The organism is Maritalea porphyrae (assembly GCF_027213965.1).
GTDB lineage: Bacteria > Pseudomonadota > Alphaproteobacteria > Rhizobiales > Devosiaceae > Maritalea > Maritalea porphyrae_A.
This window is the reverse complement of record NZ_JAPWGX010000069.1, coordinates 1-248: the sequence shown is the minus strand read 5'-3', so window position 1 is coordinate 248 and position 248 is coordinate 1. Positions and strand designations below refer to the sequence as shown.

The window sequence follows — 248 nt, the reverse complement described above, 5'->3', positions numbered from 1 at the left end:
GTGCGGAAGTTGAAAATCTCTCCGCGATTAAGATATTGCAAGCTTTAGGGTTTGAAAACAAAGGCGAAAATGAAGAATATTTCGCCCCGAGTTATGACTTCGAATGGATTAGACCATCCGATGCGGTGGTAAGTTAAAGCGCATTGGGATGAAACCGCGCATTTCCAGCCTTCCTTGGTAACAGTCGTCGCCTAAAGCCGAAAATTCAAACAAGTAAACCGTATGCCAAAACCAGCGACCATCGCTGG

1 protein-coding gene is annotated in these 248 nt (G+C 45.6%); it reads right to left on the bottom strand.

All coding sequences use genetic code 11. The features are described 5' to 3' along the window. Nucleotides 1–108 precede the first annotated feature (108 nt). On the bottom strand, nucleotides 109–248 hold a 140-nt coding region (locus tag O4H47_RS18240), incomplete at its 5' end, for a DUF3301 domain-containing protein (RefSeq protein WP_419719650.1).